The sequence below is a fragment of the Pseudomonas sp. LF020 genome, from assembly GCF_053456425.1.
Genome location: NZ_JBRFIX010000001.1, coordinates 636,326 through 661,697, shown reverse-complemented (window position 1 = coordinate 661,697; position 25,372 = coordinate 636,326). Strand labels below are relative to the sequence as shown.

The 25,372-nt window shown below is 60.2% G+C and carries 22 protein-coding genes; 8 read left to right on the top strand and 14 right to left on the bottom strand.

Translation table 11 applies throughout. The features are described 5' to 3' along the window. Positions 1–110: 110 nt before the first annotated feature. Together ACU680_RS03085 and ACU680_RS03080 are read right to left on the bottom strand one after the other, a co-directional pair. Positions 111–1,292: a CaiB/BaiF CoA transferase family protein gene (locus ACU680_RS03085; RefSeq protein WP_448178617.1), complete on the bottom strand. Its 1,182-nt coding sequence runs from the start codon at positions 1,290–1,292 to the stop codon at positions 111–113. Positions 1,293–1,548: 256 nt separating this feature from the next. Continuing rightward, entirely contained in the window at positions 1,549–2,883 is a 1,335-nt protein-coding gene (locus ACU680_RS03080; RefSeq protein ID WP_400764189.1) for a dicarboxylate/amino acid:cation symporter, read from the bottom strand. A 350-nt stretch (positions 2,884–3,233) separates the two neighbouring features. On the opposite strand from ACU680_RS03080, the gene ACU680_RS03075 reads away from it, so the two are divergent. Then, positions 3,234–4,232, top strand: coding sequence for an AraC family transcriptional regulator (locus tag ACU680_RS03075; protein ID WP_448178616.1), 999 nt, complete (start codon positions 3,234–3,236; stop codon positions 4,230–4,232). Between the two features lie 144 nt (positions 4,233–4,376). Here the strand turns inward: ACU680_RS03075 and ACU680_RS03070 are convergent, their stop codons facing one another. The 3 genes from ACU680_RS03070 to ACU680_RS03060 all read right to left on the bottom strand — a co-directional run bounded on the left by ACU680_RS03070 (position 4,377) and on the right by ACU680_RS03060 (position 7,154). Beyond that, positions 4,377–5,723 (bottom strand): ATP-binding protein, encoded by a 1,347-nt coding sequence (locus ACU680_RS03070; protein ID WP_123588768.1) that lies wholly within the window; start codon positions 5,721–5,723, stop codon positions 4,377–4,379. Further along, a complete protein-coding gene (locus ACU680_RS03065) occupies positions 5,720–6,397 on the bottom strand; it encodes a response regulator transcription factor (RefSeq protein WP_027612288.1) in 678 nt (225 codons plus the stop codon). Before ACU680_RS03065 ends, ACU680_RS03070 begins: the two co-directional genes overlap by 4 nt. A 151-nt stretch (positions 6,398–6,548) precedes the next feature. Next, entirely contained in the window at positions 6,549–7,154 is a 606-nt protein-coding gene (locus tag ACU680_RS03060; RefSeq protein WP_448178615.1) for a hypothetical protein, read from the bottom strand. A 141-nt stretch (positions 7,155–7,295) separates the two neighbouring features. Between ACU680_RS03060 and ACU680_RS03055 the strand changes: the two genes are divergently transcribed. Both ACU680_RS03055 and ACU680_RS03050 read left to right on the top strand, forming a co-directional pair. Next, positions 7,296–8,087 (top strand): dienelactone hydrolase family protein, encoded by a 792-nt coding sequence (locus ACU680_RS03055; RefSeq protein ID WP_448178614.1) that lies wholly within the window; start codon positions 7,296–7,298, stop codon positions 8,085–8,087. A gap of 192 nt (positions 8,088–8,279) precedes the next feature. Continuing rightward, positions 8,280–9,005 (top strand): 4'-phosphopantetheinyl transferase family protein, encoded by a 726-nt coding sequence (locus tag ACU680_RS03050; RefSeq protein WP_448178613.1) that lies wholly within the window; start codon positions 8,280–8,282, stop codon positions 9,003–9,005. A 141-nt stretch (positions 9,006–9,146) separates the two neighbouring features. On the opposite strand, the gene ACU680_RS03045 is transcribed toward ACU680_RS03050, so the two are convergent. Further along, positions 9,147–10,757: an ATP-binding protein gene (locus ACU680_RS03045; protein WP_024164442.1), complete on the bottom strand. Its 1,611-nt coding sequence runs from the start codon at positions 10,755–10,757 to the stop codon at positions 9,147–9,149. Continuing rightward, positions 10,754–11,476: a response regulator gene (locus ACU680_RS03040; protein ID WP_007968483.1), complete on the bottom strand. Its 723-nt coding sequence runs from the start codon at positions 11,474–11,476 to the stop codon at positions 10,754–10,756. Before ACU680_RS03040 ends, ACU680_RS03045 begins: the two co-directional genes overlap by 4 nt. 793 nt (positions 11,477–12,269) lie before the next feature. On the opposite strand from ACU680_RS03040, the gene ACU680_RS03035 reads away from it, so the two are divergent. Further along, positions 12,270–15,164: a ribonucleoside-diphosphate reductase subunit alpha gene (locus ACU680_RS03035; protein ID WP_007968485.1), complete on the top strand. Its 2,895-nt coding sequence runs from the start codon at positions 12,270–12,272 to the stop codon at positions 15,162–15,164. Between the two features lie 695 nt (positions 15,165–15,859). Here ACU680_RS03035 and flgE read toward each other — a convergent pair. The 6 genes from flgE to ACU680_RS03005 form a co-directional block, all read right to left on the bottom strand. Further along, a complete protein-coding gene (gene flgE / locus ACU680_RS03030) occupies positions 15,860–17,191 on the bottom strand; it encodes a flagellar hook protein FlgE (RefSeq protein WP_367085418.1) in 1,332 nt (443 codons plus the stop codon). A gap of 30 nt (positions 17,192–17,221) precedes the next feature. Then, the gene (gene flgD, locus ACU680_RS03025; protein WP_367085419.1) at positions 17,222–17,947 is read right to left on the bottom strand and encodes a flagellar hook assembly protein FlgD; all 726 of its coding nucleotides are present in this window, start codon (positions 17,945–17,947) and stop codon (positions 17,222–17,224) included. A gap of 15 nt (positions 17,948–17,962) precedes the next feature. After that, complete coding sequence (gene flgC, locus ACU680_RS03020) at positions 17,963–18,406, bottom strand: flagellar basal body rod protein FlgC (RefSeq protein WP_007963049.1); 444 nt, start codon at positions 18,404–18,406, stop codon at positions 17,963–17,965. A gap of 3 nt (positions 18,407–18,409) precedes the next feature. After that, positions 18,410–18,817: a flagellar basal body rod protein FlgB gene (flgB, locus tag ACU680_RS03015; protein WP_007917581.1), complete on the bottom strand. Its 408-nt coding sequence runs from the start codon at positions 18,815–18,817 to the stop codon at positions 18,410–18,412. A gap of 371 nt (positions 18,818–19,188) precedes the next feature. Then, positions 19,189–20,016: a protein-glutamate O-methyltransferase CheR gene (gene cheR / locus ACU680_RS03010; RefSeq protein WP_007963053.1), complete on the bottom strand. Its 828-nt coding sequence runs from the start codon at positions 20,014–20,016 to the stop codon at positions 19,189–19,191. Positions 20,017–20,062: 46 nt separating this feature from the next. After that, complete coding sequence (locus ACU680_RS03005; RefSeq protein WP_041074300.1) at positions 20,063–20,995, bottom strand: chemotaxis protein CheV; 933 nt, start codon at positions 20,993–20,995, stop codon at positions 20,063–20,065. Positions 20,996–21,077: 82 nt separating this feature from the next. On the opposite strand from ACU680_RS03005, the gene flgA reads away from it, so the two are divergent. The 4 genes from flgA (at position 21,078) to ACU680_RS02985 (ending at position 23,681) form a co-directional block, all read left to right on the top strand. Further along, on the top strand, positions 21,078–21,839 hold the full coding sequence (flgA, locus tag ACU680_RS03000) for a flagellar basal body P-ring formation chaperone FlgA (RefSeq protein ID WP_448178612.1): 762 nt from the start codon (positions 21,078–21,080) through the stop codon (positions 21,837–21,839). Between the two features lie 160 nt (positions 21,840–21,999). Continuing rightward, a complete protein-coding gene (flgM, locus tag ACU680_RS02995) occupies positions 22,000–22,326 on the top strand; it encodes a flagellar biosynthesis anti-sigma factor FlgM (RefSeq protein WP_007917589.1) in 327 nt (108 codons plus the stop codon). Positions 22,327–22,374: 48 nt separating this feature from the next. Next, positions 22,375–22,842 carry a flagella synthesis protein FlgN gene (locus ACU680_RS02990; RefSeq protein ID WP_007963060.1) on the top strand — a complete coding sequence of 156 codons (468 nt, stop codon included), beginning with the start codon at positions 22,375–22,377 and terminating at the stop codon, positions 22,840–22,842. A gap of 92 nt (positions 22,843–22,934) precedes the next feature. After that, the gene (locus ACU680_RS02985; protein WP_007963062.1) at positions 22,935–23,681 is read left to right on the top strand and encodes a flagellar brake protein; all 747 of its coding nucleotides are present in this window, start codon (positions 22,935–22,937) and stop codon (positions 23,679–23,681) included. Positions 23,682–23,934: 253 nt separating this feature from the next. Here ACU680_RS02985 and ACU680_RS02980 read toward each other — a convergent pair whose 3' ends face one another. Continuing rightward, positions 23,935–25,317, bottom strand: a complete 1,383-nt coding sequence (locus tag ACU680_RS02980; RefSeq protein WP_448178611.1) for an MFS transporter — start codon at positions 25,315–25,317, stop codon at positions 23,935–23,937. Positions 25,318–25,372 lie beyond the last annotated feature (55 nt).

The window sequence follows — 25,372 nt, the reverse complement described above, 5'->3', positions numbered from 1 at the left end:
CCTCATCGCTGGCAAGCCAGCTCCCACAGGTTTTGTGTCGTACACAGAGTCTGTGAACACCCCGAAAAACTGTGGGAGCTGGCTTGCCAGCGAAGAGGCCGGTACAGACGCTAGAGAATCACCTTGGCACGCCGCAACTCGGCAATCCGCTCAGCACCAAAGCCCAGCTCCCCCAACACCTGCTCAGTATGTTGCCCCAACCCCGCCCCGACATGCCGCGGCGCCGGCAGCGCTTCGGAAAATTTCAGCGGACAGGCGATCTGCGCCTGTGTCGTGCCATCGCCACGCGGCACCTGAGTCACCAGTTCCCGCGCCTGCAACTGCGGATGCTGCAGCGCCTCGCTCAGGTTCAACACCGGTTCGACACAGGCGTCGACCCCGGCGAACAGTTCGCACAGCTCGGCAAAGTCGTGTTTTTCGAATTCGACTTTCAGGGCGTCCTTCAATAACTTTTGCTGCTCAGGTTTCGGTGACAAACCCTGCGCCGCCAGCTCCGGCCGGCCCAACGCCGAACACAGTTGCTGCATGAACCCCGGTTCCAGACTGCCCACCGACAACCAGCGCCCGTCGCGAGTGCGGTAGTAGTCGTAGAAGCTGCCGCCATTGAGCATCTGCTCTTCCCAGTGCGGCTCCTCGCCACAGGCCAGATACCCGGCGCCAGCCATGGCGTTCAGGCTGAAGGCGCAATCGGTCATGCTCACGTCCAGATGCGTGCCCTGCCCGCTCTGCTGCCGGGCGATGACCGCCGCCAGCAGGCCGATCACCCCATGCAGCGAACCGCCAGCGATATCCGCCACCTGCATGCCCAGCGGCAACGGCCCGCTGTCGGCGCGGCCGGTGTAACTGGAAAGACCGGCCAGCGCCAGATAGTTGATGTCATGCCCGGCGCGATCCTTGTACGGCCCGGTCTGGCCGTAGCCGGTGATCGACACGTAAATCAGTTTCGGGTTGATCGCCTTCAGCGCCTCATACCCCAGGCCCAGACGCTCCATCACACCGGGACGAAACTGTTCCAGCACGATGTCGTAGTCGGCCAGCAACTGCCTGACCACCTCCAGCGCCTCCGGCTGCTTGAGATCCAGCGCCAGACTGCGCTTGTTGCGGTTCAGATAAGCGTGACTGGCGGACATGCCCTGATCGTGGGGCGGCAGCACCCGCAGCAGGTCCATGCGGGTCGGCGATTCGATGCGCAGTACTTCGGCGCCCATGTCCGCCAGCAACAGCGAGGCGAACGGGCCCGGCAGCAGGGTCGAGAAATCCAGAATCTTCAGTGAGGCCAGCGGCGCGGACATGGGTGATCTCCTTGGGCGATACACCCAGCCTAGGCAGCGCTGCCGCGCACGGCAATCACCGGATGCATCAGCGGCAGTGACCGTAATGCTCAAATCGCAGGCAATAAAAAACCTGCCAAAGCAGGTTTTTCAGGACACCTGTGGCGAGGGAGCTTGCTCCCGCTGGGGCGCGAAGCGGCCCCGCTCTTCAAAGAGGGGCCTGCTGCGCAGTCCAGCGGGAGCAAGCTCCCTCGCCACAAGGTATTAACAAATGCAGTTACTTGACGTTGCTCGGAGTAGCCCCTTCAGCCACACCCAGGTCATCTTCCGGACGGGTGTCAGCGATACCGCGACCACCCGAGGCCAGCTCGGATTGCAATACGTCGGTGTCCAGCTCTTTCACCCACTTGGCAACCACGATGGTCGCGACGGCGTTGCCGACCAGGTTGGTCAGGGCGCGGGCTTCGGACATGAAGCGGTCGATACCCAGAATCAGCGCCAGACCGGCCACCGGCAGGTGACCAACCGCCGACAGGGTGGCGGCCAGCACGATGAAGCCCGAACCGGTCACACCGGCGGCACCTTTGGACGACAGCAGCAATACCACCAGCAGAGTGATCTGATGGGTGATGTCCATGTGCGTGTCGGTGGCCTGCGCAATGAACACTGCAGCCATGGTCAGGTAGATCGCGGTACCGTCGAGGTTGAACGAGTAACCGGTCGGGATCACCAGACCCACCACCGATTTCTTCGCACCCAGACGCTCCATCTTGATCAGCATGCGTGGCAGTACCGATTCCGACGAGGAAGTACCCAGCACGATCAGCAGTTCTTCACGGATGTAGCGGATCATCTTCAGCACGCTGAAGCCGTGCATGCGAGCGATGGCGCCCAGCACGATCAGGATGAACAGCACGCAAGTGATGTAGAAGCAGGCCATCAGTTGACCCAGCTGCACCAGCGAACCGACACCGTAGGCACCGATGGTGAACGCCATCGCACCGAAGGCACCGATCGGCGCGAGCTTCATGATCATGTTGATGATGTTGAACATCACGTGGGCGAAGCGATCGATGAAGTCGAGGATCGGACGGCCGTAGTCACCCAGGCGATGCAGGGCGAAACCGAAGATCACCGAGAACATCAGCACTTGCAGGATGTCACCGGTGGCGAACGCGCCGACGATGGTGGTCGGGATCACGTTGAGCAGGAAGCCGACAACGCTCTGGTCTGCGCCTTGCTGCACGTAGGTCGCGACTTTCGAGGCGTCCAGGGTGCTGACGTCGATGTGCATGCCGTTGCCCGGCTGCACGATGTTGACCACGATCAGACCGACCAGCAAGGCGATGGTCGAAACGATTTCGAAGTACAGGAGTGCGTAACCGCCGGTCTTGCCGACCGACTTCATGCTTTGCATGCCGGCGATACCGCTGACCACGGTGCAGAAGATGATCGGGGCGATGATCATTTTGATCAGCTTGATGAACCCGTCACCCAGCGGCTTTACCGCCACACCGAACTGCGGGTAGTAGTGACCAAGCGCAATACCGATGATGATTGCGACGATCACCTGGAAATACAGGGATTTGTACAGTGGCTGACGAGTCGTCATTGCAAGTTTCCTCAAGCGTCCCGCGGGCAACATCCATCTGTTGAGCGCAGAACCTGAATTGCGAACCCTCCTGCACTGGAGGGATTTGTTGTTCGAGCGGCGTTTTTCCCGCGGGATAGACGCACACTTCTGTCGCTCTTATCGCAAACGCCGTGCCACTTTGGTGCAATTCGCTGCAAGCCTTTTGATATCAGGGGATGCAGAGTATTTTTTGTCACTGCCCGGTGACGCAGGTGTGGCGGATTTCCGCCAACTCAGCGGATCTCGTCCTACAATTTGGCGGAAATCCGCCTTGTTGCCCTGCGCATGCCCCGGCTACCATCCGGCGCTTGAGGAAGGATCTGCCGCTTATGCGCGAACGTACCATCGCCAGTCATTTCGCCCGCGCCGCCCTCGGTGGCGCTCGCCGTTCGGGGTTCGACTATGCGCCGCTGCTGCAGCAACTGGGCATCAGCCCCGAGTTGCTCGATGAACCACGGGCGAGGATTGCCCCGGAGCAATTCACTCAACTGATCCAGAGCCTGTGGCTGGCGCTGGATGACGAATACCTGGGTTTTGGCAACGCGCCGAGCAAGCCCGGCAGCTTCGCGATGATGTGCCACGCCCTGATCCACTGCCGCAGCCTGGAGAAGGCACTGCAACGCGGTTTATTGTTTTATAGCCTATTCCCCGACGCCCCGCGCCTGAGCCTGAGCCGCGAAGACGAATGGGTGCGCCTGAGCCTCGATGATGCGCAGTTGTGGGACCCGGATCACTTTCTCAGCGAGAGTCTGCTGGTGATCTGGCATCGCCTCGGCAGTTGGCTGATTGGCCAGCGCATTCGCCTGGAACAGGCCACCTTCAGTTATCCGAAACCGGCGCACGGTGCCGAATACGACCTGCTGTTTCCCTGCCCGCTGGTGTTTTCGGCCAAGCAGAGCAGCCTGCTGTTTCACAGCCGCTATCTGCACATGCCGTTGTTACAGGATGAACGCACGCTGAAGCATTTCCTCGAACGCTCCCCCGCCGACCTGCTGTCACGCCCGGACGACGGCGACAGCCTCAGCAGTCGCCTGCGCCGCTTGCTCAGCCGCGACAGCGCGCAGTGGCCGGACCTCGAAGCCGTGGCCGCGCAGTTGCACATCAGCCCGCAAACCCTGCGTCGGCATTTGCGTGAGGAAGGCAGCAGCTTTCAGGAATTGAAGGATCAGTTGCGCCGCGACATTGCCATTTATCACCTGGGCCGGGCAGATCTGTCGTTGCAACAGATTGCCGAGCAGTTGGGGTTTTCCGAGCCGTCGGCGTTTCACCGGGCGTTCAAGAAATGGACCGGGCTGACACCGGGGGCGTATCGGGCGCAGGAGCAGTGATCTGTTCGCCGTCTGTGGCGCCTTGACTGGCCTCATCGCTGGCAAGCCAGCTCCCACAGGTTTTGATGTCGTTCAAGGAATTTGTATTCGACTCGGACACTGTGGGAGCTGGCTTGCCAGCGATAGCGCCCGAAAGACCAACACCTAAACCGCAGGAAACTGAATCCTGAACGCCGCCCCGCCCATCGGCGAATCCCCGAGCATCAGCTTGGCGTTGTAGCTCTCGATGATGTCCTTAACCACCGCCAGGCCGATGCCCTGCCCTGGATGCTGACGGTCCAGACGCTCACCACGCTCAAGAATCCGCGCACGCTGATTCGGCGGCACGCCGGGGCCGTCGTCCTCGATGCACAGCTCGATACCGGCCAGGCTCTCGCGCACGCTGATGCGCACTTCGCCCAGGCACAGGCGATAGGCGTTCTCCAGCAGGTTGCCCATCATCTCCAGCAGCGCGCCTTGTTCGATCGGCACATAGCAATGTTCCGGCAGGTCGAACGCCACCCGTACGTGCTTGTCGCGATAGACCTTGTCCAGCGTGTCGCACAGGCTCTTGAGCACCGGTTGCAGACGCACCTGATGGCGCACCAGACCGCTTTTGCGCAAGCTGGCGCGCTGCAGTTGATAGCTGATCTGCTGGCTCATGCGCTCGATCTGGGTTTGCAGCACCCAAGCCTGATCGCGATCTTCCGGGCGTTGCGCCATGTCTTCACTGACCCCTTGCAACACCGCCAGCGGGGTTTTCAGGCTGTGCGCCAGATCATCGAGGGAGTCACGGTAGCGGCTGCGTTGCTGGCGTTCGCTGTGCAGCAGACGGTTAAGCGAGCCGGTCAGCCGCAGCAGTTCGCGCGGATGCTGTTCGGTGAGACTTTCACGGGTGCCGCTTTCGATTTCGTCGAGTTCCTGGCTGAGCCGGCGTAGCGCCTTAAGGCCCCAGGTCAGGCCGATCCACAACAGCGCCAGCAGCACCAGCAATGCGGCGCCGAAGCCCAGGTAGAGATTTTCGCGCAGGCCTTCGAGGGTATTTTCGTATTCGCGCACCGGTTGCAGAGCGACGATGCTGAACGCAGCACTTTTACCGCCGAGCAGTTTGACTTCGACGTCGTAGACGAAGAACTCCTGGCCATTGCTCTCGCGGATCCGCGCGAACTCGTTGCCCATGCCGTCGTAACGCGGCTTGTAGTTGATCTGCTCTTCCTGCGTGCCTTTCGAGCGCCAGACCAGTTTGCCTTCGCGGTCGTAGATGTAGCCGAGCAGGCGGTTGTCGGTGAGGTTGAAGCGCTCATCCGGCAGCTGCGCCGGCATCACCAGATGGCCACTGTCGACGCGTGCCGCCGAGATCAGCGTAGTGACGTCCGAGGCCAGGCGCTGCTCGATCGAGTCCTGCAGCGCCAGGCTGAACGCGCCCTGCATGGCCGGCAGCAAGCCGAGCATGAACAACACCGCCAACGTGGTGGCGGCGAGCATCAAGCGAACGCGTAGAGAACGAATCAAGTGCAGCGCTCATTGAACAGGTAGCCAAGACCGCGCACGGTGTCGATCGGCTTGAACCCGCCCGGTCCTTCGAGCTTGCGGCGCAGACGGCCGACCAGCACTTCGATCACGTTCGGATCACGCTCGTCGTCATCCGGATAGAGCTGCTCCATCAGGCGATCCTTGGGCACCACTTGCTGGTGGTGGCGCATCAGGTATTCGAGGATGCGGTATTCGTAGGCGGTCAGTGCCAGCGGCTCTTCATCCAGCGACGCCTGCTTGCGATTGAGGTCCAGCAACAGCGGCCCGGCGACGATGGTCGACTGGGTGAAGCCGCTGGAGCGACGCAGCAAGGCATTCAGGCGCGCGTCGAGTTCCTCGAACTGGAACGGCTTGACCACGTAGTCGTCGGCACCGGCGGCGAGTCCTTCGACCTTGTCCTGCCAATTGCCGCGCGCGGTGAGGATCAGGATCGGAAAGGTCTTGCCGCTCGAGCGCAACTGCCGGATCAGATCCAGACCGCCCATGCCCGGCAGCCCGAGGTCAATCACCGCCAGATCGAAGTTGAACTGCCCGGTCTGGTACAGCGCCTCTTCGGCATTGGCCACGGACTCGACCACGTGACCGCTCTCCGTCAGGCGGGTTTGCAGGTGATGGCGCAACAGCGCTTCATCTTCGACGACCAACAGTTTCATAACGCTCTCCCGGGTAAATCAAAAACTCCAACAACGCACCTGTGGGAGCGGGTTTGCTCGCGAAGGCGATGTATCAGCCAACATTGTTGTCGACTGATAGAAGGCTTTCGCGAGCAAGCTCGCTCCCACAGGGTCTAGAGCGAACCGCGCTTTAGAAAGCGTAGTTCGCCGACAGGTAAGTCTGGGCGCTGCTGGTCAAGTCCAGCGAGCCTTGCTTGCTGCCACCGCTCTCTTTCATTTCAGTGCTGGCGTTGCTCATCAGGTAACGGTAACCGAGTTCCACCGAAACGTTCTGCGCCACTTGTTGCAGCACACCGAACTGGCCACCGACGGCGTAACCGATGTCGCTGTCACGGCTATAGCCCGGCGAGTCCTGAGTCAGCTTGGTCAAACCGGCCGTTGCACCACCGAACAGTTTGGTGCTGCCGCCCACTGGATAGAACAGATCGTAGCTGCCCAGCAGGTTTTCCTGGCGCAGTTTAATGCCATTGTGCGAACCGGACACGTTGTCGTAGGTCGCGTAGTAACGACCTTGCGAGTTTTGCTGACCGAGGCGTACGCCGTAGGTGTTGTTGCCGTCAATCGCGCCGCTGGCGTCCGGGTGGCCGAGGTTGTCGTTCAGTGCATGGGACTTTTTGATTTTGTCGCTGGTCTGGCCAAAGGTCAGGCCGGCGAAGTTGGTGGTGTCATCGGCGTGTGCCGCAATGCTGGAGCCCAACAAGGTGAAAGCCAGCAGCAGTTTGTTCAGACGAGTCATCGAGTTTCCTCTTTCTCAGTGCTGTTTGGGTATGGCGCAAGGTTACTGACCTGCCCCTGTACCGGCCCTGAACGTTCTCTGAACCTGCGCTGAATCAAATCGACTAGGCTGTCCTGACTACTTTCGATAAGGAGACCGACCATGCGCCTGTTCCTCGCCCTCGCCTTGCTCGCTGCCAGCAGCCTGGCCAATGCTGCGATCAAGACTCAGGAGATTCCCTACCAGAGCGCCGACGGCACAAAACTGATCGGCTATTACGCCTACGACGACGCGATCAAGGGCAAGCGCCCGGGCGTGGTGGTGGTGCATGAATGGTGGGGCCTGAACGATTACGCCAAACGCCGCGCCCGCGACCTCGCCGAACTGGGTTACAGCGCGCTGGCGATCGACATGTATGGCGAAGGCAAGAACACCGAACATCCCAAGGATGCGATGGCGTTCATGCAGGCCGCGACCAAGGATGCTGCGGCCTCCAGCAAACGTTTCGAGGCCGGGTTGAACCTGCTGAAAAAGCAGCCGCAGACCGACGTCAATAAAATCGCCGCCATCGGTTACTGCTTCGGTGGTGGCGTGGTGCTCAACGCCGCGCGTCAGGGCGAGCCGCTGGCGGGCGTGGTGAGTTTCCACGGTGCGCTGGCGACCACCACCCCGGCCACACCTGGCAGTGTGAAGGCGAAAATTCTGGTCGAACATGGCGCGCTGGACAGCATGGTCACTGCCGACAACGTCACCGCGTTCAAAGCTGAAATGGACAAGGCCGGCGCCGACTACAGATTCGTCAGCCTCGACGGCGCCAAGCACGGTTTCACCAATCCCGATGCCGATCGCTTGAGCCACGGCGATCACGGTGGCCCGGATATCGGCTACAACAAGGCGGCCGATGAAAAATCCTGGGCGGACATGAAGGCGTTCTTCCAGAAGATCTTCAGCTGACGGTTGCCCCTGTGGCGAGGGAGCTTGCTCCCGCTCGGCGGCGAAGCCGTCGCAAAAACCTGCCGACGCGGTTTACCTGACAGATCTCGTCCACAGATTTTGGGGGCTTTGCCCCCAGCGGGAGCAAGCTCCCTCGCCACAAAAGTGTGCAGCCTCTACCCAGTCGTGACTTCAACCGGCAAAATGCCCGCCATGAATCCAACCCCGTCCCTCCCCGCCTGCTGCACCCCGCTCGACGCCCATTGGCCGTTGCCCAACGCGTTGCCCGAGACCGTCCTGCTGAGTACCCGTTTCGACCCGAAACAACTGCTCGGCGATGACTTCCAGCGCAGCGCCATCGCGCCGCCGCCGAGCATTCAGCGCTCGGTGGCCAAACGGCAGGCCGAGTTTCTTGCCGGGCGGATCTGTGCCCGGGCCGCGTTGCAGCAACTGGAAGGCTCAAACGTGATTCCGGCGATTGGCGAAGACCGTGCGCCGGTGTGGCCGGCGCACATCTGCGGCTCGATCACCCACAGCACCGGGCGTGCGGCAGCGATTGTCGCCAACAAGCGGCACTGGCGTGGGCTGGGCATGGATCTGGAAAACCTGCTCGAGACCGAGCGCGCCGAACGCCTGGCCGGGGAGATTCTGACGCCGGCGGAACTGCAGCGCATGGCCGCCAGTACGCGGGAACAACTGGCGTTGCTGGTGACCCTGACGTTTTCGGTGAAAGAGAGCCTGTTCAAGGCGCTGTATCCGATTGTGCAGAAGCGCTTTTATTTCGAGCACGCCGAGGTGCTGGAGTGGACGGAGCAGGGTCAGGTCCGGTTGCGTCTGCTGACTGATCTGTCCGCTGAATGGCGTCACGGCACCGAGCTGGAGGCGCAGTTCGGGCTGCAGGAGGGGCAGTTGTTAAGTCTGGTGAGCATTCCTGCCTGATGTTTTTCTGCGCCAGTGAGGCCCCCATCGCTGGCAAGCCAGCTCCCACAGTGTCCGTGGTGAGCACAGATTTTGGATACACCCCTGAAACCTGTGGGAGCTGGCTTGCCAGCGATGGGGCCGGCAAAACCGCCACAAAACTCAACGGCGCTCCTGATTCCGCGGCCAGCTCAGACTGAAACAAGCACCACCCAGACTCTTGCTCTTGTTGATCAGCGCCCGACCGTCATGCCAGTGGATGATCCGCCGCACAATCGACAGCCCCAGCCCGTGCCCACCAGAGGCCCGCGTGCGGCTGTCATCCAGACGCAGGAACGGCGTGAAGATCCGCTCCCACGCCACCTCCGGCACGCCCGGCCCGTCATCCTCGACATCGACCCGGCAGCGCAACTGCCCGACCTGATAACTCACCGTGACATTCGAGCGCGCATGGCGCATCGCGTTGCTCACCAGATTCTGCAACGCGCGGTGCAGGAAGCGCGGCTCGGCTTCGACCCAGGCGCCATCGTTGTCCGCCGCTGACAGGCACAACCCGCGCTGCACCGTGACCTCGGCACGCAACGGCGCCAGTTCTGCGATCACCTGATTGACCAGCGCATCGAGGTCAATGCGTTGAAAGGTCAGTGCCGGCGAACCCTGTTCCAGACGCGCGTAAGTGAGCATTTCGTCGACCAGCTTATCGAGATCCTCGATGTCGTGATCCATGCCCTCGCGGTACTTTTCCAGCGCCTGCGGGGTGGTGGCCGAGCCGATCATCTCCAGCCCGAAACGCAGGCGCGCCACTGGCGTGCGCAGTTCGTGGGACACCGCACGCACCAGTTCGCGCTGGATCGCCAGCAACTGCTGCAAGTGCTCAGCCATGCCGTTGAATGCCGACGCGAGACGCCCCACCGAGTCAGCCCCTCGGGCCGGCACGCGGGTTTCCAGACTGCCCTTGGCGATGCGCGTGGCCGCCGCTTCGAGGCCACGCAAACGCCGTTCGAGCTGACGCACCAGCAAGTAGACGATCAGCCCGATCAAGGTCAGACCGAGGGCCGCAATCAGCACCAGCCATTGCGGCGGGTACGGATTCATCTGATACAGCGGACCGATCTCCAGCACCCACGGCGTGCCGACCATGCCGGCAAACACCCGGATCGAGTCGCCGCCCTTGCCCAGCGCCATTACCGTATCGCCCTCGGACACGCGGCGGCTCTGGTCTTCGTCCATGTCGGCCTCGTTGACCGTGACCAGTCGCAGATCGAAACCGAAGCCCTTCTCTTCCTTTAACTGCGCCAGCCGTTTGGGCTGCTCGCCCACCGGAAAACGCACCAGTTCGTCGGCCAGCAGATAAATAGTCGCGCGGGCCAGTTGCTCGCTGATCTGCTGCACGTCACCGGTCAGCAGCAGTTGTTCCTTGTCGCTGACCAGTCGATAGACCCGCGCCGCATGCGGGCCGGTCTGTTCCACCAGCGCCTGACCGCGCTGCACCCGGGTGCGTTGGGACAAATCCAGATCGGTCTCGGAAAACTTCTTCAGCGCCAGCGGAATCCCCAGCAGACGCTCCCAGACCAGTAACGCCCGATGGCGCTCGGTTTCGTTCATCGGTTGCAGGTTGTCGGCCATCAGCGAAAACGTGCCATGGGCCAGGCGCTCGCGGTATTGCTCGCTGCGCACCTGATTGAGCAGGTGCAGCGCCAGCACGCCGAGCACCGCCACCAGAATCAGCGCCGCGCACATGCCGCCATAGATGCGCAGAAAGATCGAGTTCACAGCGCCAGATCCACACAGGCTTCAGGAACGAACAGATAGCCTTTGCTGCGGATGGTCTTGATCAGGCGCGGATGGTCGGGGTCATCACCGATTTTCGGGCGAATGCGCGAGATGCGCACATCGATCGAACGATCCTGGCCGTCGTAACCGATACCGCGCAGCGCAGTGAAGATTTCTTCGCGAGAGAGGATCCGCCCGGCGTTCGACACCAGCAGCCAGAGCAGGTCGAACTCGGCGCTGGTCAGTTCGATACCGTTGTCGCTGAGCCAGGCTTCGCGCAAAGCGTTGTCCACCACCAGCGGGCCGAATTGCAGACGACGGCTTTTTTCCGCGATCGGCTCGGCTGTGTCACTGCGTCGCAGCAAGGCCTGAATCCGCGCCAGCAACAGCCGTGGGCGCACCGGTTTGCACACGTAATCATCGGCACCGAGGTCCAGCCCCTGGATCTGATCGGCATCGTCGGTGCGCGCGGTGAGCATCAGGATCGGCCCGTCATAACGGTCGCGCACCTTGCGGCAGATGCTCAGGCCGTCTTCACCGGGCAGCATCAGGTCGAGGATCACCAGGTCCGGCTGCTCCTTGATGATCCGCGCCGCCGCCAGCGCGCCGTTGCCTTCGATCTCCACGCGCAATCCATTGGCTTGCAGGTATTCGCGGGTGAGTTCGGCCAGACGCTGGTCGTCCTCGACTATCAATACCTGCCAGGCTTCTTGCTCCACCGGTGACCTCTGCTTGCTGTTGTTATTAATAAGGCAGAAACGCACTGCCCCCTGCGGCAGCGCCTACACGGGTGTGCGGTTGCCCGCAGATTCGGATCCTCCGGTCTTTTTGTCATCTTTCGGGAGGATAAGAACGGGTAAACACCGCTCGATTGTATAAACGGCGTACAGCCAGAACACAAGTCGCCAAATGCGTTCGGACAAGGCGGTTTTTTGTGATAGGGTTCGCGCCCTTAAAAATCCGCTGAAGCGTTTTTCCCGAGTGAAAAACAGTGACAAACGGTCTAGCTCAGCAGGTTCGCGGCCTACACGCGAATCAGCCCTTTCGCACACAATTTACGCACAGGTTTATCCACAGGCTATACGTTGCAATACTCCCCCAAAACGCATTATCTTGTAGCCCGTGCGTAAAAAACCCCTACATGTAGGGGTTTTCGCAAAAAACCAAACACAAACCGGACAGTGAATTCAAGGCTTTTTATTGCCATTGTCGGGTTGAACCAAACGTATTTTCCAAAGCCCAAACCGCGCCTGCGGATGGCTACCGTTTTTCAGTCGAACACGACGATAACGGTACGGGTGTTGCAGTGACGAATCTGCTCCCCGAAAGGAATGCGGTCTCACGCGTATCGCGCGAACCGAAGACTTCGGCATGGAAGCGGCGCCCACAAGGCCCCCTTCCTGAACTGTCCCGAAGTCGTTATGCCCGGCGCGTGCCGGTTGTAGTGCTTCAGGACGGAACGGTGGGCACCTTGATGGTGCCCAAACAAACATAGAGAACGTGGAGACACCCATGCAAACCGACACAACTCGCGAGAACCCGCAGGGCACCTTGCCGCAGGCCGCCGATTCGAATTCGGATCTGGCCGCCACCGCGCCTGGTCAACTGCGCGTGATCAAGCGTAATGGCACTGTCGTTCCTTACACCGATGACAAGATCACCGTCGCTATCACCAAAGCGTTTCTCGCAGTTGAGGGCGGCACCGCTGCCGCTTCGTCGCGAATCCACGACACCGTTGCCCGCCTGACCGAACAGGTCACCGCGACTTTCAAGCGTCGCATGCCGTCGGGCGGCACCATCCACATCGAAGAAATCCAGGACCAGGTCGAACTGGCCCTGATGCGTGCCGGCGAGCAGAAAGTCGCTCGCGACTACGTGATCTACCGTGACGGCCGTTCGAAAGAACGCGCTGCCCACGCCCCGGTGGAAGCTGCGGTCAACGCGCATCCGTCGATCCGCATCACCCGTGCCGACGGCAGCCTCGCGCCGCTGGACATGGGCCGCCTGAACACCATCGTTACCGAAGCCTGCGAAGGCCTGGCCGAAGTCGATGGCGACCTGATCCAGCGCGAAACCCTGAAAAACCTGTACGACGGCGTGGCCCTGAACGACGTCAACACTGCACTGGTGATGACCGCGCGTACGCTGGTTGAACGTGAGCCGAACTACTCGTTCGTCACCGCTCGCCTGCTGATGGACACCCTGCGTGCCGAAGGCCTGGGCTTCCTGGAAGTGGCTGAAAGCGCCACTCACCACGAAATGGCCGACCTGTACGCCAAGGCGCTGCCGGCCTACATCGCCAAAGGTATCGAGTTCGAACTGCTGAACCCTGTGCTGGCCACCTTCGACCTGGAAAAACTGGGCAAGGCGATCAACCACGAGCGCGATCAGCAATTCACCTACCTGGGCCTGCAGACCCTGTACGACCGTTACTTCATCCACAAGGATGGCGTGCGTTTCGAACTGCCGCAGATCTTCTTCATGCGCGTGGCCATGGGCCTGGCGATCGAAGAGAAGCAGAAAGAAGACCGTGCGATCGAGTTCTACAACCTGCTGTCGTCCTTCGACTACATGGCTTCGACTCCGACCCTGTTCAACGCCGGCACCCTGCGTCCACAGCTGTCGAGCTGCTACCTGACCACCGTTCCGGACGACCTGTCGGGCATCTACCACGCGATCCACGACAACGCCATGTTGTCGAAATTCGCTGGCGGCCTGGGCAACGACTGGACCCCGGTGCGCGCACTGGGCTCGTACATCAAGGGCACCAACGGCAAGTCGCAGGGCGTGGTTCCGTTCCTCAAAGTAGTGAACGACACCGCCGTAGCCGTTAACCAGGGCGGCAAGCGCAAAGGCGCTGTGTGTGCCTACCTGGAAACCTGGCACATGGACATCGAAGAGTTCATCGAACTGCGCAAGAACACCGGTGATGATCGTCGTCGTACCCACGACATGAACACCGCCAACTGGATCCCTGACCTGTTCATGAAGCGTGTCTTCGATGACGGCAAGTGGACCCTGTTCTCGCCATCCGAAGTGCCGGACCTGCACGACCTGACCGGTAAAGCCTTCGAAGAGCGTTACGAGTACTACGAAGCCCTGACCGAGTACCCGGGCAAGGTCAAGCTGTTCAAGACCATTCAGGCCAAAGACCTGTGGCGCAAAATGCTCTCCATGCTGTTCGAAACCGGCCACCCGTGGCTGACTTTCAAAGACCCGTGCAACCTGCGTAGCCCGCAGCAGCACGTCGGCGTGGTTCACAGCTCGAACCTGTGCACCGAGATCACCTTGAACACCAACAAGGACGAGATCGCCGTTTGCAACCTGGGCTCGATCAACCTGCCGAACCACATCGTCGACGGCAAGCTGGACACCGCCAAGCTGCAACGCACCGTGAACACCGCCGTGCGCATGCTCGACAACGTGATCGACATCAACTACTACTCGGTGCCGCAAGCGAAGAACTCCAACTTCCGCCACCGTCCGGTCGGCCTGGGCATCATGGGCTTCCAGGACGCTTTGTACCTGCAGCACATCCCTTACGGTTCCGACGCCGCCGTCGAGTTCGCCGACAAGTCGATGGAAGCGGTCAGCTACTACGCGATCCAGGCGTCCTGCGACCTGGCTGACGAGCGCGGCGCGTACGAGACCTTCAACGGTTCGCTGTGGTCCAAAGGCATCCTGCCGCTGGATTCGCAACAGATCCTGATCGAACAACGCGGCCAGAAGTACATCGACGTTGACCTGAACGAAACCCTGGACTGGGCACCGGTTCGCGCCCGTGTACAGAAAGGCATTCGTAACTCCAACATCATGGCCATCGCACCGACCGCGACCATCGCCAACATCACCGGCGTATCGCAGTCGATCGAACCGACCTACCAGAACCTGTATGTGAAATCGAACCTGTCGGGCGAATTCACCGTGATCAACCCGTACCTGGTTCGCGACCTCAAGGCACGCGGTCTGTGGGACTCGGTCATGATCAACGACCTGAAGTACTACGACGGTTCGGTGCAGCAGATCGAGCGCATCCCGCAAGAACTCAAAGAGCTCTACGCGACCGCGTTCGAAGTGGATACCAAGTGGATCGTTGACGCCGCCAGCCGTCGTCAGAAGTGGATCGACCAGGCCCAGTCGCTGAACCTGTACATCGCCGGCGCATCGGGCAAGAAGCTCGACGTGACCTACCGCATGGCCTGGTACCGTGGTCTGAAAACCACCTACTACCTCCGTGCCCTGGCCGCGACCAGCACCGAGAAGTCGACCATCAACACCGGCAAGCTGAACGCTGTTTCCAGCGGCGGCAACCACGGCGACGATTCGGTTCTGGCCGCTCCGGCAGGTCCGGCACCAGTGCCAAAGGCTTGTGCGATCGACGAGCCGGATTGCGAAGCTTGCCAATAAGCTGAGCCGGGTCAGGCGTCGCGAGACGCCTGATTCTTCCAGACAAAAGAAACCCCCGACAGACTTCTGGTTTGTCGGGGGTTTTCTTTTGTCCGCCATTTATTTGTAGGAGCTGTCGAGTAGATCGCGGCCTTCGGCAGCTCCTACAGAGGATGAGTACATCTGGCAGGCCGCCATCGCTGGCAAGTCAGCTCCCACATTGGGATTGGATGCGGTCAGTTAAAGATTGGTCGGCTGGCAGGCCGCTATCGCCAGCAGGCTGAAAGCGTAGAGCCCATGCGGCAAAGCCGCCCCACTCAATGGCCGAGTGTCAGCTCGCCGAAAGCTTTTGATCTTGCCGTACCGGCCCCGTCGGCAGGCTGAGTGGAGGGGTTTATCCGGGGGGTGGGAGCGCAGCGACCGTTTGGCGCAGCCAAACACATCGAGAGGAGGTGCAGCGAAGCAAACCGGAGGCGATGCCCCCGGATGAATCCCGCAGCGAAGGAACCCGAGCCTAAGCGAGGGCCGAACGCTGGGGCCCAGCCTTTTGGTTACTTTTTGGCGTCTGAAAAAGTGACTCGCCGTAAGGGCGAAACCGCTAGCCGCAGCACCCGAAGCAACGGATATTCACCCAATCAAAACCACCGCCACCCGATAGCCGTCCACAAAAAAGCCCCTCAAAAAGAGGGGCTCCCTTACACAACCAGAAACCGCAATCAGGTCATCTGAATGATGGTCTGCATGATGGTGCTCTGGGTCGAAATGGTCTTGGCGTTCGCCTGATAGTTGCTCTGGCCCTTGATCAGGTCCACCAGCTCGTTGGTCAGGTTAACGTTGGACTCTTCCAGCGAGTTGGACGCGATCGAACCCAGCGTACCGGTTTCCGGCGCATCGTAACCCGGGATACCCGAGGCAAAAGTCTCTTTCCAGCTGGTACCGCCGACAGCCTGGAGGCCTTGTTCGTTGGTGAAGCTGGCCAGCGCAACCTGGCCGATGGCCTTGCTCTGGTTGTTGCTGAAGTTGGCGAACAGCGTACCGGTGCCGTCGATGGTCAGGTTGGTGATCTGGCCAGTGGCATAACCATCCTGAGTCGGGATCGAACGCGCGGTATCAGCGTTGAACTGAGTGGTCTTGGCCATGGAAATGGTCACGCCATTGGCGTTGGCAGACGCACCGTTTGGCGTGAAGGTGCCGTCAATCACTTTACCCGGTACCCAGCCGGTCAGCTTCAAATCGCTGCTGATGATCGGCTTGGTCGGATCTGCCGGGTTAGGCGTGCTGACCTGAGTGAGATTGCCCGAACTGTCGAACGTCAGTGTCGAAGCAGTCGGGGCGGTCTTGGTTGGATCGCTGCCGGTTGCATCCGGATTGCGCCCGTCCACCAGGGTGTAGACTTTCCAGGTGTTTTGGCCGGTTTTCACCATGTACTGATCCATGACGTGCGAGTTGCCCTGAGAGTCATAGATAGGCGTGCTGAAGGACTTGGTGTAGGTTTCGAGTTTCGCCGGGTCGAACTTGCCTGCTGCCACTGTATCGTCGATCACTGGTGCCGACGAGTTCAGGTTGATGGACGAAGTCACCAGCGAAGTCGATTTCGGCGCCAGGTTCGAAGTGTCGATCTTCAGGTCGGTCAACACGCCGTTGATGATCTTGCCGTTGGCATCCACACCATAACCTTGCAGGCGCGAGGTGTAGTCGGTGTTGGTGATGAAGCCGTTGTTATCGACCTTGAACGTACCGGCACGGGTGTAGGTGATCGCGCCGTTGTTGCTCATGGTGAAGAAACCGGAACCGTTGATGCCCATGTCCAACACGTTGCCGGTGTTGTTAATGTCACCCTGGGTGAACTGCTGGGAGACGTTGGCCAGGCGCACACCGTTGCCGATGACCTTGCTGCCGCTGCCCAGGCGAGTGGCCGAGTAGACGTCTTCGAATTCTGCACGGGACGATTTGAAACCGGCGGTCGCGACGTTGGCGATGTTGTTGCCGGTCACGTCCAGTTGTTTGTTGGCTGCATAGAGACCGCTAAGGCCGATATTGAAAGACATATTCCACTCCTTTGTGCCGGTTAGTCGGCTCTATATACCAATGGTTTGTACTTTGGACAGGGCAACGGTGCCCTTGCCGGACAGGTTGAGCATCAGCTCGCCACCGGTCTGGCTGATCGTGACACTGGTGACCGTCGCTGGCAGGTAGGTCGCCAGGTCGGTGGAGGTGCCATTGATCGATGCGTTGGCCTTGACGGTATAAGTGCCGGCCTTGACCAGATTGCCGTCCTTGTCCTTGCCGTCCCAGGTGAAGCTCGCGTTGCCGGCTGCGCGACTGCCCAGGTCGATGGTGCGAATCGCCGTACCGCTGCTGTCGGTGATGGTGACCGTGCCGCCGGCAATCGACGACGGAACGGTGACCGAACCGGTCATGCCTTTGCTCGGGTCGTCCATCTGAACGCTGTTGGTCTGCACGATCACGTTGCGACCGACCAGCGACGACGCCTGCAAGGCTTGCGAGGAGTTGTAGTTGCCGGCCAGCGAACTGACGGTGCTGTTGAGGGTGGTAATGCCCTCAAGGCTGCTGAACTGCGCCAACTGCGCCACGAAGGCACTGTTGTCCTGCGGGTCGAGCGGATTCTGGTTCTTCAACTGGGTAACCAGCAGTTGCAGGAACGCGTCCTTGCCCAGGGCCTGGCCGCCGGTGGAGCTGTTCGTGGCCGAAGCAATGCCATCGGCGGTCGAACTGGTCTTTTTCGACGAGTTCGCCAGGATGTCATTCATGCTCAGGCTGCTGGTGGTATCGGTAACGCTCATGGCAGTCGCCCCTTATTACTGACCGAGGGTCAGTACCTTCTGCATCATGGTTTTGGCGGTATTCATCATTTCGGCGTTGGTCTGGAACGACCGGCTCGCGGAAATCATGTCAGCCATTTCTTCCACCACGTTGACGTTCGGGTAGTAGACATAGCCCTTGGCATCAGCGGCCGGATGGTTCGGCTCGTAGCGCGCTTCGAGGTTGCTCTGGTCTTCGACCACGCCGAGTACCTGCACACCCTGCCCTGCGGCGTCCTGGCTCTGGAACAGCGAGTTGCTGCCGGTGTTCTGGCCGCCCTGGAACATGGTGGCGAACACCGGGTGACGGGCGCGGTAAGTCTGATCGATGCTCGACGAAACGGTTTCGGCGTTGGCGATGTTCGAAGCCACGGTGTTCAGACGCGTGGTTTGTGCGCTCATGCCGCTGCCGGCAATGTTGAAAACGCTGGACAGGGACATGGATTACTCTCCGCGCAGGGCTGACACCAGCCCTTTGAATTTGCTGTTGAGCAGGGTGAAGCTGGCCTGGAAGCCGACTGCGTTTTCCGCGTAGTTCGACTGCTCAAGCTGAGCGTCCACGGTGTTCTGGTCGATCGAAGGCTGCATCGGCGTGCGATACATCAGCGACTCGTCGCCATTGCCCAGGCCTTCAGCTTCGATGTGACGGCTGTTGGTCATGTTCAGGGCAATGGTGCCGTTGGCGTTCTTCTGGGTCTGTGCTTCAAGCACTTTGGAGAAGTCCAGATCCCGAGCCTTGTAATTCGGGGTATCGGCGTTGGCGATGTTGTTGGCCAACACTTCAGCGCGCTGGGCGCGGAAGCCCAATGCCTTTTCGTGAATGCCGAGCGCTTTATCGAAGCTGATGCTCATGTCGGGAACCTTCGGGTGACCGGTTTTTCGTACCTGAGCTTTAGCAAGGCGCGTGCCAAACAGAATAACCCCCGTAAACCGGGGCTTTGCGGGGCATCGGCAAAGCGGCAATGCCAGAAAAGCGGCAACCGGTTTCCGCCGAATGCCGCTTTTCTGCCGCTTGACTGCCTTCTATCAGCCAACACTGAAACCCTGTGGGAGCGGGCTTGCCCGCGATGGCGGTATGTCTGGTTAATCTACATCGACTGACACGACGCTATCGCGGGCAAGCCCGCTCCCACAGGGATTTGTGGTGTCAGGGAGAAATTCATCGGGCACAAAAAAACGGCAGGCCTTTGCGGGCCTGCCGTTTTTTGCTGTTGCCGGTGCAATCACTTCGCCTGGTAGATGATCCCCGGGCTGCACTGGACCATCTGGTAATGATCCGGCAAACCGTTCAGCGCTTCGGAAGCGCCAAGGAACAGATACCCGCCCGGCTTCAGCGTGCTGTGAATGCGCAACAGGATGTCTTTCTTCACCTCGGCGGAGAAGTAGATCAGCACGTTGCGGCAGAACACGATGTCGAACTTGCCCAGACTCGCGTAGCTGTCGAGCAGGTTAAACGAACGGAATTCCACCCGGTTCTTGATCGGCGCCTTGATCACCCAGCGCCCCGGCCCTTTCGGGTCGAAGTAGCGCTGCAGACGATCGGCGGACAAACCGCGACCGATCGCCAGGCTGTCGTACTCGCCGGTCTTGCAGTTGGTCAGCATGCTGCCGGACAAGTCCGTGGCAACAATCTGCACGCCCATCTTCAACTGACCGAGGTTGCTGCGCTCGAACTCATCGATCGACATCGACAGCGAATACGGTTCCTGACCCGACGAGCACGCCGCCGACCAGATCCGCAGACGCTGGTTGGGACTGGCCTTGATCGCCTCGGGCAGCACCTTGTTCTTCAAGACTTCAAACGGATAGGTGTCACGAAACCACAGGGTTTCGTTGGTCGTCATGGCATCGACCACCTGCTCGCGCAAACCGCTGCGCGGCTGGGTCTGGATGCGCTGCACCAGCTCACCCAGGGACTTGATGCCTTGCTGCTCCATCAGTTTGTTGAGACGGCTCGAGACCAGGTACTGCTTGTTTTCACCGAGCAAAATGCCACAGGCTTTTTCCAGGAAGACCCGGAATTGTTCGAAATCCAAATTACCCGTAGACAATGATGCCGCCTCTTAAATCGTGTTGACCGCCAGGGACAAAAGGTCCCTAGCTGATATCTGCTGCTTTGATCCGGTCGACTACCCGGGATGCCAGGTCATCAGGACGGAATTTGGCCAGGAAGTCATCGGCACCGACTTTCTTGACCATCGCCTGATTGAATACCCCCGACAACGAAGTATGCAGGATGATATGAAGCTTTTGCATGCGCGGGTCGCTGCGGATCTCCGCCGTCAGGGTGTACCCGTCCATCTCCGGCATCTCGATGTCGGAAATCATCATCAGGAACTCTTCTTCCGGCTTCTTGCCCTCATCGACCAGCTTGCGCAGGTAATCCAGTGCCTGCTTGCCGTCGTTCAGCGCCACCACCTCGACCCCGACCGTCTGCAGGCAACGCGTGACCTGCTTGCGCGCCACCGACGAGTCATCGACCGTCAGCACCCGCAGCGACAACGCCTTGCTCTGGGTCTCGACATCCACCACGCCGACCGAAATCGCTTCCGGCGTCGGCGCGACTTCCGCCAGCACCTTCTCGACATCGATGATTTCGACTAACTGATTGTCGACCCGAGTCACAGCGGTCAGGTAGTGATCGCGACCCGTGCCCTTGGGCGGCGGATGGATCTCTTCCCAGTTCATGTTGACGATGCGCTCCACCGAGCGGACCAGGAAACCCTGGGTCTTGGTGTTGTACTCCGTGATGATCACGAACGGACTGTTCTTGTCTTTCAACGCCCCGGAACCGGTCGCCATTGCCAGATCAAGGATCGGAATGGTCGCCCCCCGGATATTCGCCACCCCGCACACGACAGGACTGGACTTGGGCATCAACGTCAGCGACGGGCATTGCAGCACTTCCCGCACTTTGAACACGTTGATTCCGTAGAGCTGCTGACCGTCGAGACGGAACAACAACAGCTCCAGGCGATTCTGCCCTACCAGTTGCGTGCGCTGGTTCACCGAATCCATTACACCAGCCATGCCCAGACTCCTACACCAACGCCAAGTGTTGTTGCGACGCACATTCATTGCTAAACGGCACGGCGCTTGCTTTTTAACTCGTATGAACGCTCAAACGACATTTTTCCGACGCCTGACCTCCCGCACCCGCAAAGCGCTGTGCGCGACGTCTGCCGTCTGCTTGTTTTTCGCTGGCAGCCCTGCCGGTGCTGATACGGTTACCTCGCCTGACATGCTTATCGGCGTCACCCAGGGCTTTCTTGAGTTCACCGTAGAAGACTATCTGGCTACCAGTCAAACGGAAGGTCGCTACGAAATCGAGGTCAACCAGCTCGACCCGCGTATGCGCATGCCTATGTGCGACAAGGAATTGACAGCGTCGCTGGAGAGTCCGGCACGTCCGCTGGGTCGGGTTACGGTCAAGGTGCGATGCGAGGGAAGCTCGCCGTGGACGGTGTTCGTGCCCGCTCAAGTCCGCCTGTTTCGCGAGATTGTCACCACCACCCGCCCGCTGAAACGCGCCGGAATTATCGAGCCGCAGGACGTGACCTTGCGTGAACGCGACATCAGCCAGATCAATCAGGGTTTCCTGACGTCGGTGGATGAAGCCATCGGGCAGAAATTAACCCGACCAACGGTCGCCGATCAGGTGATCACTCTGGTGCATCTGGAACAGGCTGAAGTGGTGCGCAAGGGTGATCAGGTGGTCATCATCGCCCGCAGCGGTACCCTCGCCGTGCGCATGCCCGGCGAAGCCCTGGCCAATGGCGGTCTGAAAGAACAGATCCGGGTGAAAAACCTCAATTCCAACCGGGTGATCAAGGCGCAAGTCATCGCGCCAGGCCAGGTGGAAGTGGCCATGTAAAACGCTCAGGCAGAAAACTGGCGCCGATCTCGACGCTTCCCTAAACTGTGCCGAAGCAGAACACGCTTCGGCACATGCAGCTCATTGCAAAGTCAGCCTAAAGTTTTCCAGGGAATGGCCGAGAACATGGCAAGCGTCCAAATTCCCAGAGGTTTTTAACATGGTCATCGATTTCAGCCGTTTGAACAGCTCCTCGTCACTTACGGGCAGTACACGTACCAGCAACGCCAAGGAAACCGCCGAATCCGGCACCTCCGCGCCGCTGAATACCCAGGCCGAAACGGCCAGTACCGCAAAAAGCGGGGAATCGGTACACCTCAGCAATGAGGCTCAACAGTTGCAGAAGGTCACTGACAAGCTGCGCGATCAGCCTGCCGTCGACAAAGCCCGCGTGGCCGAGTTGAAAGCAGCGATTGCCGATGGCAGCTATAAAGTCGACAGCAACCGTGTAGCCAGCAAACTGCTCAACTTCGAAGCCCAGCGCTAGGCTTTTGCCGGCGCCAGGCTTTTGGACGCTTAGAACCCAAGGCCAGCCATGCACGACACTAATTTATTGCAACTGATCACCGACGACTTTGCTCCAGCTCAACAATTGCTGGAGTTACTGCAAACCGAGTCCCTCGCCTTGCACGGTCGCGACATGCCTTTGCTCGAAGATATTCTGGCGCGCAAACAGGCATTGATCATTCTGCTTGAACAGCATGGCCGCAAGCGCAGCGAAATCCTCGCCAGCCTCAACCTGCCGCTCGACCGTCAGGGCCTGGAGCAACTGGCCAGCCACTCGAGCATTGGCGACCAGTTGCTGGCTCAGAGCGACGTGCTGACCGACCTGATTGCCCAGTGCCAGGCGGCCAACGTCAAGAACGGCCAGTCGATCCAGATTCAACAGGCCGCCACGGCCAATCAGTTGAAAATCCTCACCGGGGGCGAGCCGCCAGCGTTGTATGACGCCTCGGGCACTTTCGCCAAACCGACCAAGCCGCGTACGCTCAGCCAGGCGTGAGCCATTCGACGTGCCTGCACTATCAACCCGCGAAACATGCTGGCAAAATGCTGGCTAGTCGTAGTCAAATTTTGTCTGGAGATTGAGAAAACGTGCCAAACGCCCTAAGCGCGGATGACAGTCCGCAGCCCCCAAAGGTGCTGACCACGCCCCTGGAAATCTCCAGCAACCTGCGCCAGCTGCAAGAAAGCCACGATCCGCTGATCATCACGTTCCATGAGCGCAGCCAGCGCTTTCAGAGCTACCTGATCAAGGTCGACCGCGATACCGCGACCATCGCCCTGGACGAAATGATCCCGCGCGATGGCGAGCGTTTTCTGCTGGCGGGCGAACCGTTCAAGGTCGAAGGCTTCCACGAGGGCGTGCGCATCGCTTGGGAATGCACCGGCACGCTGAACATCGAAGAGTCCGAAGGCGACCGCTTCTACACCGGCGACCTGCCAACCGAAGTGGTTTACCACCAGCGTCGCAACGCCTTTCGCGCAGCCCTGAAGCTGACCGATCTGGTCAGCGTCGAACTCGGCGGCGAAAAGCTCAAGGCGCCGATCAACGGCAAACTGCTGGATATTTCCGCCACCGGCTGCAAGCTGCGCTTCGAAGGCGACATTACTGATCGCCTGCAACTGGGTCAGGTCTACGACCGCATGATCGCCACCCCGCTGTTCGGCAATCAGCCCATCTCGGTCGAACTGCGTTATCTGCACTTCGAAGAAAAGCTCAACATCACCTTCGCCGGTCTGCGTTTCCACAACATCAGCGGCCAGGCAGCGCGCAACGTCGAGCGCTTCGTTTATCAGCTGCAACGTGAAGCACGCCGGTTCGATAAAGACGATCTGTGATTCGTACAGGCAAATAGAAAGGGCAGTCCCTCGCGGGACTGCCCTTTTTTATGGCGGAAATTTTTCTGCCAGCACCGAACACCTGTGGCGAGGGAGCTTGCTCCCGCTGGGGCGCGAAGCGCTCCCCGCCCTTATCTGACAAGCGGGGCCTGCTGCGCAGTCCAGCGGGAGCAAGCTCCCTCGCCACAGCCACAGCCACAGTTACAGTTACAGTTACAGCGTCTGCCTCTGAACAGCCTTACTCTCACCCGACTCAGGGTCTGGCCCCACTGATGTCCGGTGTCGGTTTATCGCCCTCATCAGCCGAATCAGTTTCCACCGCTGCTTCAGGCTGCACTTCGGGATCTGGCTCCGGTTCCGGTTCCGGCGCCACCGTGGTCTGCATCTGCTCCTGCACCACCTGCTCATCCACTCGCGGATCGAGTGCTGCAACCAGCGGCGAACTCGACATGCTGTCCGGCATCGCCACGTGATGCAGCGGTGCGTCGTCGACCTGATGCAAATTGGTCACCGCTTTCGGCCGGATGCGCCACACCAGCACCAACGCGAAGAAGCTGAAGAACGCGTACAGGCTCTGACTGCCGAACAGCTTCATCAGCACGCCCGCCAACAGCGGGCCGATACTTGCGCCGACCCCGTAGGTCACCAGCAGCATCGCCGTCAGCGACACCCGGCGATCGCCCTCGACGTGGTCGTTGGAGAACGCCACCGCCAGCGGATACAGGCAGAACTGCACCAGCGAACACATGAACCCGACGACAAACAAAACTTCCAGCGGCACCTGCGGCAGGATCGCCAGCGGCAACGCCGCGACCGCGAGGAACCCGGCAAAGCAGCGAATCAGCAGCGCCCGGTCATAACGGTCGGACAACCAGCCCAACGGCCACTGCACCAGCAGTCCGGCAAAAATGCAGCTACCCATGAACAGACCGACCTGCTCGGTCGACAGCCCCTGCTGCGAGGCATACAGCGGCGCCAGACCGTAGAACGAGCCGATGATCAGACCAGCACCGAGCACCGTGCTCAACGATTGCGGCACGCGCTTGATAAAGAAGCGCGGTTCCATCGGTGCCGGATGCAGCGGCGCCGGGTGAATCCGGCGGGTCAGCGCCACCGGCACCAGACACAGGGCAAAACACAGCGCGACCAGCATCAGCAGCTCCAGGCCGAGGCCCGGATGCATGACCAGAATCAACTGACCGAGCACCAGCCCCAGATACGAAGCGATCATGTAACCGCTGAACACCAGCCCGCGCTGATTGGCATCGGCCTGCTCGTTGAGCCAGCTCTCGATCACCATGTATTGGCACATCATGCCCAGACCGACGATGGTCCGCAGCACCAGCCACGCCGGCAGCCAGTCGACCAGGCCATGCCCAAGCACCGCCGCGCCGACGATCCCGGCACACGCCGAATACGCTCGAATGTGTCCGACCCGGGCGATCAAGCGGTGACCGATCTTGCCGCCCAGCACCAGGCCGAAATAGTTGGCCGCCATCAGCGCACCGACCCACAGTCCGTCGACATGGTCAGCGGCCAGGCGCAATGCCAGATAAGTAGATAGAAGGCCCGAGCCGATCAACATCATCAGCGAGGCGAAATACAGCGCTCGAAAGGATTTCCAGATTTGGCGCATCGGCGTTCCGAGCGGCTCCTTGCAGTGAGTATCGGGCTATCCAAACGATAGCCCG

What these genes read in the sequence shown, in the direction of transcription:
- ACU680_RS03085 (WP_448178617.1), bottom strand. Translation starts at nt 1,292, where the DNA reads ATGTCCGCGCCGCTGGCCTCACTGAAGATTCTGGATTTCTCGACCCTG.
- ACU680_RS03080 (WP_400764189.1), bottom strand. Translation starts at nt 2,883, where the DNA reads ATGACGACTCGTCAGCCACTGTACAAATCCCTGTATTTCCAGGTGATC.
- ACU680_RS03075 (WP_448178616.1), top strand. Translation starts at nt 3,234, where the DNA reads ATGCGCGAACGTACCATCGCCAGTCATTTCGCCCGCGCCGCCCTCGGT.
- ACU680_RS03065 (WP_027612288.1), bottom strand. Translation starts at nt 6,397, where the DNA reads ATGAAACTGTTGGTCGTCGAAGATGAAGCGCTGTTGCGCCATCACCTG.
- ACU680_RS03060 (WP_448178615.1), bottom strand. Translation starts at nt 7,154, where the DNA reads ATGACTCGTCTGAACAAACTGCTGCTGGCTTTCACCTTGTTGGGCTCC.
- ACU680_RS03055 (WP_448178614.1), top strand. Translation starts at nt 7,296, where the DNA reads ATGCGCCTGTTCCTCGCCCTCGCCTTGCTCGCTGCCAGCAGCCTGGCC.
- ACU680_RS03050 (WP_448178613.1), top strand. Translation starts at nt 8,280, where the DNA reads ATGAATCCAACCCCGTCCCTCCCCGCCTGCTGCACCCCGCTCGACGCC.
- ACU680_RS03035 (WP_007968485.1), top strand. Translation starts at nt 12,270, where the DNA reads ATGCAAACCGACACAACTCGCGAGAACCCGCAGGGCACCTTGCCGCAG.
- flgE (WP_367085418.1), bottom strand. Translation starts at nt 17,191, where the DNA reads ATGTCTTTCAATATCGGCCTTAGCGGTCTCTATGCAGCCAACAAACAA.
- flgD (WP_367085419.1), bottom strand. Translation starts at nt 17,947, where the DNA reads ATGAGCGTTACCGATACCACCAGCAGCCTGAGCATGAATGACATCCTG.
- flgC (WP_007963049.1), bottom strand. Translation starts at nt 18,406, where the DNA reads ATGTCCCTGTCCAGCGTTTTCAACATTGCCGGCAGCGGCATGAGCGCA.
- flgB (WP_007917581.1), bottom strand. Translation starts at nt 18,817, where the DNA reads ATGAGCATCAGCTTCGATAAAGCGCTCGGCATTCACGAAAAGGCATTG.
- ACU680_RS03005 (WP_041074300.1), bottom strand. Translation starts at nt 20,995, where the DNA reads ATGGCTGGTGTAATGGATTCGGTGAACCAGCGCACGCAACTGGTAGGG.
- flgA (WP_448178612.1), top strand. Translation starts at nt 21,078, where the DNA reads ATGAACGCTCAAACGACATTTTTCCGACGCCTGACCTCCCGCACCCGC.
- flgM (WP_007917589.1), top strand. Translation starts at nt 22,000, where the DNA reads ATGGTCATCGATTTCAGCCGTTTGAACAGCTCCTCGTCACTTACGGGC.
- ACU680_RS02990 (WP_007963060.1), top strand. Translation starts at nt 22,375, where the DNA reads ATGCACGACACTAATTTATTGCAACTGATCACCGACGACTTTGCTCCA.
- ACU680_RS02980 (WP_448178611.1), bottom strand. Translation starts at nt 25,317, where the DNA reads ATGCGCCAAATCTGGAAATCCTTTCGAGCGCTGTATTTCGCCTCGCTG.